8 protein-coding genes and 1 pseudogene are annotated in these 8,832 nt (G+C 59.7%); 4 read left to right on the top strand and 5 right to left on the bottom strand.

The window, feature by feature from the left end; genetic code table 11:
- Nucleotides 1–40: 40 nt before the first annotated feature.
- The gene (locus tag EOA86_RS41185) at nucleotides 41–826 is read right to left on the bottom strand and encodes a methyltransferase domain-containing protein (RefSeq protein ID WP_128341760.1); all 786 of its coding nucleotides are present in this window, start codon (nucleotides 824–826) and stop codon (nucleotides 41–43) included.
- 483 nt (nucleotides 827–1,309) lie between these two features.
- Between EOA86_RS41185 and EOA86_RS11640 the strand changes: the two genes are divergently transcribed.
- Both EOA86_RS11640 and EOA86_RS11635 read left to right on the top strand, forming a co-directional pair.
- Nucleotides 1,310–1,558, top strand: a complete 249-nt coding sequence (locus EOA86_RS11640; RefSeq protein WP_128341759.1) for a hypothetical protein — start codon at nucleotides 1,310–1,312, stop codon at nucleotides 1,556–1,558.
- A gap of 605 nt (nucleotides 1,559–2,163) precedes the next feature.
- Nucleotides 2,164–2,439: a hypothetical protein gene (locus EOA86_RS11635; RefSeq protein WP_245497228.1), complete on the top strand. Its 276-nt coding sequence runs from the start codon at nucleotides 2,164–2,166 to the stop codon at nucleotides 2,437–2,439.
- A 357-nt stretch (nucleotides 2,440–2,796) separates the two neighbouring features.
- On the opposite strand, the gene EOA86_RS11630 is transcribed toward EOA86_RS11635, so the two are convergent.
- The 3 genes from EOA86_RS11630 to EOA86_RS11620 all read right to left on the bottom strand — a co-directional run bounded on the left by EOA86_RS11630 (nucleotide 2,797) and on the right by EOA86_RS11620 (nucleotide 4,529).
- The gene (locus EOA86_RS11630; protein ID WP_206630002.1) at nucleotides 2,797–3,339 is read right to left on the bottom strand and encodes a DUF924 family protein; all 543 of its coding nucleotides are present in this window, start codon (nucleotides 3,337–3,339) and stop codon (nucleotides 2,797–2,799) included.
- Nucleotides 3,340–3,504: 165 nt separating this feature from the next.
- The gene (locus EOA86_RS11625; protein ID WP_348633339.1) at nucleotides 3,505–3,849 is read right to left on the bottom strand and encodes a GNAT family N-acetyltransferase; all 345 of its coding nucleotides are present in this window, start codon (nucleotides 3,847–3,849) and stop codon (nucleotides 3,505–3,507) included.
- Between the two features lie 323 nt (nucleotides 3,850–4,172).
- On the bottom strand, nucleotides 4,173–4,529 hold the full coding sequence (locus EOA86_RS11620; RefSeq protein WP_165778602.1) for a cupin domain-containing protein: 357 nt from the start codon (nucleotides 4,527–4,529) through the stop codon (nucleotides 4,173–4,175).
- A 180-nt stretch (nucleotides 4,530–4,709) separates the two neighbouring features.
- Between EOA86_RS11620 and EOA86_RS11615 the strand changes: the two genes are divergently transcribed.
- A complete protein-coding gene (locus tag EOA86_RS11615; protein WP_128341751.1) occupies nucleotides 4,710–5,669 on the top strand; it encodes a LysR family transcriptional regulator in 960 nt (319 codons plus the stop codon).
- A 453-nt stretch (nucleotides 5,670–6,122) separates the two neighbouring features.
- Here the strand turns inward: EOA86_RS11615 and EOA86_RS11610 are convergent.
- Nucleotides 6,123–6,833: pseudogene (locus EOA86_RS11610) on the bottom strand (SDR family oxidoreductase).
- A 1,080-nt stretch (nucleotides 6,834–7,913) separates the two neighbouring features.
- Between EOA86_RS11610 and EOA86_RS11605 the strand changes: the two are divergent.
- Complete coding sequence (locus tag EOA86_RS11605; protein WP_029353246.1) at nucleotides 7,914–8,450, top strand: MgtC/SapB family protein; 537 nt, start codon at nucleotides 7,914–7,916, stop codon at nucleotides 8,448–8,450.
- Nucleotides 8,451–8,832 lie beyond the last annotated feature (382 nt).

Genomic DNA, 8,832 nt, shown 5'->3' with positions numbered 1-8,832 from the left:
GCCTTCATCTGGACGGCCTTCATGGTGTAGCAAGGCGCCTTTAGCAGTTCGTCGAAGACACTCTTTGCGGATGCTTTCGGATTGCAACAAGCACCGCGCCGTCATCCAAGCTACATTCAACAGACCCTACCGCGGCCAGCGCGTCAGTGGCATCCACCGAATCCCCACCCGGTCCAGGCCCTCTGATAACGAAATGTCCTTTCTCACATGTGAAGTCCCACTTGTGCAGCTGCTTGTACGATTCCGTCTTTCCCTCGTTTTCAGCATGATAAAGCACGACGAAACCATCATGTTTTGTGACCGAGAGCATCTGTTGTATTGCCTTGAGTGGACTAGCCGTGTGATCTATACAATTCTGCCCATGCACGATGTCGAAACTGTACTCGCCAAATTGGGTGCTAAGATTTTCGGCGTCACCAAAGACTGTTCGCACAAGAGGTTGGATCCCAAAATCTCTCAGAACTTGATCATATTCTGTTGCCAGCAGGTCAGTTGCAGTAATCATGATCTCTTTCGAGGCATGTACTTTGCCGAGCTTCGTCAAGGGGCCAGCGCCCACATCGAGTATGGAAACTGGGTTGGTCGTCAACCTGTCGACATATCGCCCAACGTGATCCTGAATTGGTAAATTGGGGTCAAGACGTTCCTTGTAGTCCTCTGGCCAGAATGATCCCTTAGTGGAGAACCAGTGTCTCCAAAACAGAACTTCGTCTCTGAGCTGTTGGGATTGGCTGTCTCCCTCCAGCCAGCGCAGGATCTTTCGTCCGAGCCGCCGAGCCCTAGTCAAGACCGATGTCGATCTTCTCAGAGACCCTTCTCTAGCCATGACGGGAATCCTCGCGGTGAAGAGGGTTTACGGTCCGCTCTGGCCACGGCGACGACCAGGGCACTGACGACAAGTCTGATCATGCGACACCCTTGCCTATGCGATTGCACCTTCGGCCAATATAGGAAGCGATTTGGCCGTTTTCAGGATGCCCACGCCGGCTGCTCCGGCGCGCGTTGTCTTTCGCATGGTATTCCCCTTTCGAGACCTGGCCAAGGCGGCGGGGGTTCATCGAAACTCAATCTCGAACTTTGAGACCGGGAAGTTTTGGCGGCCCTGGAGGCTCTAGACTTTGTGCGGCTCGCCCTTGAAGCGGCCGGCGTCGAGTTCATCCCGAGAATGGGGGCGGCGCCGGTGTAAGGCTGCGGAAAGCCTGAGTGTCAAGCACGCCCTGCCGGGGACGAATGCCTTGCTGTTGCCAATCTATTCAGAGGTTCAAAGGCTGAGCGGAACATCCGGCCCAGCCTGAGGTTAGACGCGATCATGCCTCGCTTTTACTTCGATTGGGATGAAAGCAACGAGCTCGCCATCGTCGATGACATTGGCTTGGAGTTGCCGGATTTGGCGGCCGCCAAAGCGGAAGCTGCGCAAGCTCTCGCCGAATGGTCAAAGAATGTAATACCCAGAGCCGATCGGCAGGAACTGGCACTCACTGTACGTGACGAGCACGGCCACCCCTGCTTGAGAACCCATCTCATCTTCGAAGCAATCGTTCTACAGTTTCCAAACTGAGGCAAACCCCAAGCAGATAGCAACAATGGCTTTCTGAACGCTTCTTTTTTCTTGGCGGGCTATGCTTGCGTTTTCCCTGAGGGGGGTTTTGCGTCTAGAGCCCGTCCCGGTTGAGAGGTCCGGAACGGGCCCGAAACCCACGGAGGTGGGCGTGACGGGGCAAATTCTGCGCTAGATTCACCCAATCCCAAACTTCTAAGTCAGCGCAATGTTCCATCGCGTGGCGATCATTTGCCTCGCGAAAGTCCTGCAGCGAGGCATGCCGAAGGTCTTCCTCGCCAACGCGGGTGATTGACGCGGCCGATCAGTGGCGTCCGCTCCCCCGCCGCTACATTTGCGAAGCGACGGGCGGAATTCCCGCCACGTAATTCGTTCGCATGTTTCGCTTCCATTAGCTTTAGCTCATGTATCTGCCAGCCAGGCGAGCTCCCCTAAGGCTCGCTGGTCAGGCCCAGCGGCCTCTAGCTGCCACCCTCCGCAACCAAGCCGCTGGACCGTCTCCGCTAGCGAAGCGCGCTGTCTGGTATATTAGCATCCTCTTGACTACATAATACGCCGCCCCAGAATCGAAGGATGGCTTAGGGGGCATCAAGATCGGTGATGAGGTGGCGATAACCGCGACAGTCCGTCGGCGCGTCACCGAGGACAGGATCAGCGTTTCCATCCCCTCCTATGGGTACCCGCATTCGATCGTTGACAAGACGTTGAAGGTGAAGCGCGGCCACCAGATCGAACTCGTCGGCGACGTCCTGCGGGTCGATGAGAGCAAGGTGACGATCGGTCTAAGCCCGGCGGTCACGGTGGATATCGATAAGGTCAGGCTGGTGACCAGCTATGTCCCGCCGAATCGGAAGACGCCGTTGGTGGATAAGCGGACTTGATGCTGCATCAGCCCGACATAGCGCTGGCTATGTCTTTCAGCCCTGAACGGAACCCAAATGGCGGTTGCAAGTTGATTATATGGTAGAAACGGAAGGCACCTACCCGTTTCAGGCCCACATAAAAAGCCCGCTCCGGTTGCCCCTCGGCCGGGCGGGTTTCTTCCTAGCTAGTGCGGCAACATACTTATGATGGCGATCGCCGCTGCCACGGCTAATACGCCAAGGACGATAATGGCGACAAGACGGTGCGCTCGACCTCAACTACCCCCTCCTCCTTGGTCTTGACCGTCCCGCGCGCGCCGCCCCCGAGCGCTGTCGCGGTGCTCAACAAGCTGGCTGCCAACAACGTTGTCCACCTCATCCTGCGAACCCTCCGTTGGCCAGGAAATGCAGCTCCTCCGCGGTGCTTTCACGCGAGAGAATAGCGTTGCGATGGGGAAAGCGCCCGAAGCGGCGGACGATCTCGCGGTGGTGCTTCGCCCGCGCGAAATATGGCTCGCCCAACTGGTGAGCCAGCGACACGGACAGATCCTGATCGACGAGATCCTCCGAGTGGCCGAAAGGCAGATAGTAGAAGAGCCGCAGGTCCTGAGGTCCTTGCCTGTCGTGTCCGAGCTCAATCGCCGTGGAAGCGAGCCGACGTGCCTTTTCATCGGTGGCGTACATGCGCGGCGATCCGCGGAAGGCGTTGCGAGGATACTGGTCCAGCAACAGGATCAGAGCCAGGCTGCCATAGGCGGACGCCATCCAATGATCGAAGGCGGGACTGGCGGCCGCGTCATGGGCGGCTGAGAAGCAATGCCGGAACCGCCGGTCGAAGGTTCCGTCCTTTGCGAACCACAGCTCGGGTCCTGCCTCGCGCCAGAATGCGACGGCATCGACTGGGAAAATGGGCTGCATGGGGAGAGTGGGAGGGCTCGTCCATGCATCATCATGCGGGCGAGCCCGTCGAAGAGATGGCGACATCTTAAAGCTCCCGTCTGGTTTGGTTACTTGCGTTTTGGATGGGTGCTCAGTGGAACCGAGCCCCCGGTTTGTCAGTGGGATATTAAGCGCCTCTGTTCATCACTGACTCAGCACGTCGATGAGAGAGCGAACGTAACGAAGGACAACGCCGAGCTTGTCGTCCGCGATTGTCTCGCTGAGCTTGAACCCGCAGGCTTCCAACACTCGACGCGATGCCTCCAAGTGTGGAAGCGTCCTTGCGGCGACACCGGTCACGATTGGGTCGGCAGAAGCACGAGCGAGGAGGAGGGCGACCGCTTGGCGGGCGTATCCATTTCGCTGGTGCGGCGCGGCGATCGAAAAGCCGATCTCCACGAGGCCGCGCGGGTCCGGGGGACCCTTGAAGCCGCAGAACCCGACAAGGCGGTTAGCCGCGATCACGTACCAGCCGCCATACTGCCCCAGCGTGATCGGAAGGCATGATCATCTGTTTGTTCGCTTGTGTAAGAACTGCTCGGCAGCCGTAGTCCCGGCACGACCGGTTATTGCCGCATCATAGCCGCTGCCGTCTCCACAATCGGGTCACGACGTCGGACAAGCGCGCGCGCTGATCCTTGGGCGCGTAGCCGCGCTGCCGATGCAGTTCGTCGCGGGTCTTATGTGCCTCCTCGGATCCTCGAGCGGCTTCTCTCGAAGACGCACTGCGATGCGGCAACTCTAATCCGGTGAGCGCTGCCAGCTCCAGAAAAGCCTCCCGAGAGTACAGCCCATGCATGTGGGCGGCCCATTCAAACGTCAACGGCATCCAAGCCTCCATGCTGCGGCGTGTGAATGTCTGCTCCGTCGTTTGCAGGGCGATCGACCATTACTGTGTCGAATTCGCCGAGCGTCGTGCGCAAATCGGAAACCTCCGTCGGATCCAGCAATCTCTCGATGAGACGGTCGATCTTCGGCGTCAGTATGATGAGGTAGCGGCTCGGCTCGATCGCCTGATAGGTGTGCGCAAGGCCGGCGGGCACGAAGACCGTCGTTCCGGGGGTGGCATCGACCTCCCGATCCAGGAACTTGAAGCGAAGCATCCCTTCCAGCACGTGCCATGCCTCGTCGTCCGACTCATGTACATGCATCCAATCGGGGCCGGACATCGTCCACTCTCGAACAACGAGGGACGTTCCGACGGCAGAGATCGGAGGCGTGCCGGGTTTGGCAATGATTGGTTGCAGGACCTCAGCGGCTGCTCGTGACATGAAATTCTTCGTACGATTTGTCTGTCGCTGCAAATCGCACTTGCAGAGACCTGAATCCAGTGACATGTTTTCAGCGATATGCTGAATGAGATTGATCTATCGCGAGTTGACCTCAATCTGCTCGTCCTGTTCGAGGTCGTGCTGGAAGAGCGGCACGTCGGCCAGGCGGCGGAAAGGCTCAGTCTCTCGCCGTCGGCCGTGAGCCATGGTCTCGGCCGACTGCGACGGCTGCTCAATGATCCGCTGTTCCTGCGAACACCGAAGGGCGTGGTACCGACGGAGCGAGCGATGGACCTGGCCGCACCGGTCGCCGACATTCTCACGCGAACGCGCAGCGTTATCGCTACTGCCGAGCCATTCCACGCCGCCACATCCACGCGCCGCTTCAAGATCGGCGCACCCGATGGCGTCTCGGCCGTTTTCCTGTCCCCGTTGCTTTCCGCCCTGCATGTGTCCGCACCGGGGGTCGATATCAGCGTCCGCCAGATCCTTCCGCCGCGTGCCGTTAGGACGACCGATAGTGTTTGGGACCCGGTTCTCCCGGACATTGAGGCGCGTGCGATGGATATTGCGGTGGTCCCGGCTGACAACGCCGTTCCGGCGCGCTTTGTCGCCCGGGCCCTCTACGAAGAGGATTTCGTGATCGCGATGCGAGCTGGCCACCCGTTCAGCAAGAATCCGACGCTAAATGCTTACTGCCAGGAGCAGCATCTGGTCGTTTCGCTCACCGGCGATGCCTACGGCTTCGTTGACGATTTTCTTGCCGAGCAGGGACGCAAGCGCCGGGCTGCGCTTACCGTCCCCAACTTCATGTTCGCGCTCGGTGTGATCTCGGAGACGGATCTTATCGCTGCGCTTCCGAGGAGTTTTTTGGCAATGTATAGCCGGTATTTCGGCCTGGTCGGCGTAGAGCCCCCATTACCTCTCATTCGTTCGCGCATCTGCGCGATCACGTCGAAGGCTGCCCTGATGGATGCGGGTGTGGCATGGCTTTTCGACCTGCTCGAACGAACGGCGCGACCTTCAGCGACGGGATAAGAACCGGCCCGGCCCCAAGCTGGTACCCGGTTGCACCTGATCGCACAGGGTGCGGATACGCAGCGGATCCTCCCGATGAAATCTCCGCTGCTGGGATTCTGGTAAGGCCTCCTCAACGACTGATCGGTGCGCAAGTTGCCGGTCCGCTTAGTCTAGGTCAGGTCACGACTATGCCCTCCCGGACGCGAATGCCCGCCTTTCGATATTTGCGGCTCTAAGCCGCCATTCCGCTGTCGGCCCCTTTTCAGGCAAATTTGCCTGGTCTGGTTCTCGCCTTCAACTCAGTCGTTCAGACAAACTTTCCCTTCCGCCTGAAATCCAACGGCCCTGCCTTGTAGCGCCGGGCCTAAATGCGACCGGCAGGTTCGGTTTCGGCACATGCAGTCCGCGACGAGGCCGTGCTCGATGCAGCTTGCAGCAGGCGATTGGCCTGCTGGCGAATATCAAGTTGGCTCAGGCGATTGCACTGCCGTCGGCGGTCAAGATGGCGCCCGTAATCACGCTCGCGGCGGGACTTGCCAGAAAGACCACAGCGTTGGCGACTTCGCGCGGCTGGGCGTAGCGTCCCAAAGACGTCAGGCTTCGCTGGAAATCGGCAGCCTCGCCATCCGCCGGATTTGAATCCGTATCGGTCGCCCCGGGCTGCAGAAGATTGACGATGATGCCGTTCGGGCCGAGTTCGCGCGAAAGACCGCGCGTGAAGGAGGTAAGTGCCGCCTTGGACATCGCATAAGCCGTTATGCCTGGGAACGGGACCCGCTCCCCCAAGGACGAACCGATCGTGATGATGCGTCCCCCTTCGCTGAGATGCGGAATGACTGCTTTCGCAAACAACACCGGCGCTCGCACGTTAACGTCCATCACGGCCTGATAGTCATTCACGTCGATGTCGGCGATGGCTCCAGTGTGGCCGTTGCCGCGCTGTTGACGAGGATATCGAGTCCACCGAGCGCCGAGACGGCTTCGCTCACAGAGCGCATGATAGCCTCCGGGGCGGCGCTGTCGGCTTCGATGGCGACTGCGCGACGTCCTGTGCGCGCGATGGATTTGGCCATCGCTTAGCTTTTTTGGCCGAGCTCTGGTACGTGAACGCGACGTCAGCACCGTTCTCTGCCAGCGCCAGCGCGATCGCGGCTCCGATGCCCCGGGAAGCCCGGTGACCATTGCACGCTTTCCATTGCAACTCACATATTCCGAAGTCTACAGCTTTCTCCCCATTCTATCCGGATCGTACTCCGTTTTGCGTATCGCAAGGTCGACGGCATGACAGCAGTCTCCGTTACCAGACCTTCCTAGCCACCATCGCCGCTCTCGGGCACTGCTATTTGGGGCTTATCCATCTCCAAGTGCCATCAGGTTGACACTCGTTCCAGGCCTGGTCTCCGCCCGTGATAGCGCCAGCGCTATAGAACTCGCCCTTGTAGATGCACCCCCACGCAGAGGCTTTGGTGGCCTCCCAAACGAAGGCAGGTGAACACATCATTACGCTATCACTGGCCCGCACCGTTGCGCCGGGGGAGTACCCCATGCCACCTAGCCAGCATCGCTGCTGTTCGAGTGGAGCTTGTTGAGCAATTGCCGCGCTCGATGCCATCACCAGAACAGCCGAAAGAATCGATCGCATCCGACAATCCCCTTTCATGCAAACCGACCCAACTTTTGAACGCCGTCGGAGAGGCTTAGTTCCGCGCTGCAAATCCCCCACTAAGTTCTAGCAGACTGGTGCAATAACCGCCATTACGGTGAGGAATTCACAGACTTAACGTTGCGATCTATGGTAGCAGCCATGGAAAGCGGGCATTGGTTACAGTTGGAAAGGCGCAGCGCTCCCGCAGGCTGATTTGCGGGCTTTCAGGATGCGAGCAAGATCATCAAGGGCGCCTTCGGCGTCGCAATCGGCCCTGGGAACCGCCTTAGGCCGTGCTATTGCCGGTCAAGGCATATTAGCAACCTCTTGACTAGCCAACGTGCCGCCCCATCATCATCATCAGATGGCTCGGGGCATAAACATCGGCGACGAGGTCGCCATCACGGCGACAGTGCGCGGGCGGGTGACGGAGGATCGTGTCAGCGTCTCGATCCCCTCCTACGGCAGCCCCCGGCCCCCAAGCGGCAGGGGAAACCGGTCAAAGTCAGTGGTAAGCTAGCAGAGCCCCCCGCCCTGACCTAGGCGCGCTACCTCCGACAGACCTTGGGGAACCGGGCCGGCCCGAGCACGTTGTGGCCGGTCAGCCCGGGTTACGCATGCAACAGCTTTTCCAAGAATTCGGCCATCCGACATACCTCCCGTTTCCGGTTATTGCGGCGAGGCTTCTGCTGGCGTCGATCTTCGGTGCTGCCATCGGTTTCGAACGAGAATGGCGAAATCGGCCTGCCGGGCTTCGCACCCATATCCTGGTCTGCGTGGCAGCGGCTACTTTCGGTATTCTGACGATTGAAATCGTCCACGCGCCGATGTTTCTGCAGGACTCCGTGAAAGTCGATCCGATTCGTGTCGTCGAAGCGGTTACCGCTGGCGTGGCGTTCCTTGCTGCCGGATCGATTTTGTTTTCGAGAGGCGAGGTCCACGGGCTGACGACCGGTGCAGGCATGTGGCTGTCCGGGGCAATTGGCGTAGCGTGCGGGCTAGGTCTGTGGCAGGTGGCGGCACTCGGCACGCTATTGGTGCTTGTCGTGGCAGGCCTTCTTTATAGTTTTGCAGCCAAGTCCGGGATTGGCGAGAACACCGGACAAGGAAAGCCCATTTCGGAAGAAGATGTGTCCAAGCGGCGCAAAGGCTGAGGACAAACGCCCCGCGCGCAAGGAGCCGAACGGCGGAGTGCGTGGCGGACCCCAATTCGCCGGGCTGGTCCCTGGGCATTCTACCTCACCCCCTTAGCGGCGCCGGCCTTCCGCCTTGTCTGGCGCGTCGGACTGACAAGGAAAAGCCCGCGCTCCTCCTCCGAGCGCGGGCCGACCGGGTTACAGCCCGACCTGCAGCGGGCTAAAGTTGGGGGGAAAGCCCGCTGGTCCCGGACAGTGTTAGCGCACGCTAATGCTCCTCTTGACGAACACCCCCGCAAACGGAGGCGGTCATTCCTCCTAAAAATCCTGCATCCCAAGAAGGCGTCCCTTTAGCCGCCGTCAGCAGGTGCTGCCGGAGCGGGCGCGGCTGGGGCAGGTG

Origin of the sequence: Mesorhizobium sp. M5C.F.Ca.IN.020.32.2.1 (assembly GCF_004023105.1) — a bacterium.
In the GTDB taxonomy this organism is placed as follows: domain Bacteria; phylum Pseudomonadota; class Alphaproteobacteria; order Rhizobiales; family Rhizobiaceae; genus Mesorhizobium; species Mesorhizobium wenxiniae.
Note: the sequence above shows the minus strand (reverse complement) of the source record. Positions and strands in the feature narration are given on the sequence as shown.

Excerpts from the sequence above, each read along its gene's own strand:
- EOA86_RS41185 (WP_128341760.1), bottom strand. The coding sequence starts at position 826 with ATGGCTAGAGAAGGGTCTCTGAGAAGATCGACATCGGTCTTGACTAGG.
- EOA86_RS11640 (WP_128341759.1), top strand. The coding sequence starts at position 1,310 with ATGCCTCGCTTTTACTTCGATTGGGATGAAAGCAACGAGCTCGCCATC.
- EOA86_RS11630 (WP_206630002.1), bottom strand. The coding sequence starts at position 3,339 with ATGCAGCCCATTTTCCCAGTCGATGCCGTCGCATTCTGGCGCGAGGCA.
- EOA86_RS11615 (WP_128341751.1), top strand. The coding sequence starts at position 4,710 with ATGCTGAATGAGATTGATCTATCGCGAGTTGACCTCAATCTGCTCGTC.
- EOA86_RS11620 (WP_165778602.1), bottom strand. The coding sequence starts at position 4,529 with ATGTCCGGCCCCGATTGGATGCATGTACATGAGTCGGACGACGAGGCA.
- EOA86_RS11605 (WP_029353246.1), top strand. The coding sequence starts at position 7,914 with ATGCAACAGCTTTTCCAAGAATTCGGCCATCCGACATACCTCCCGTTT.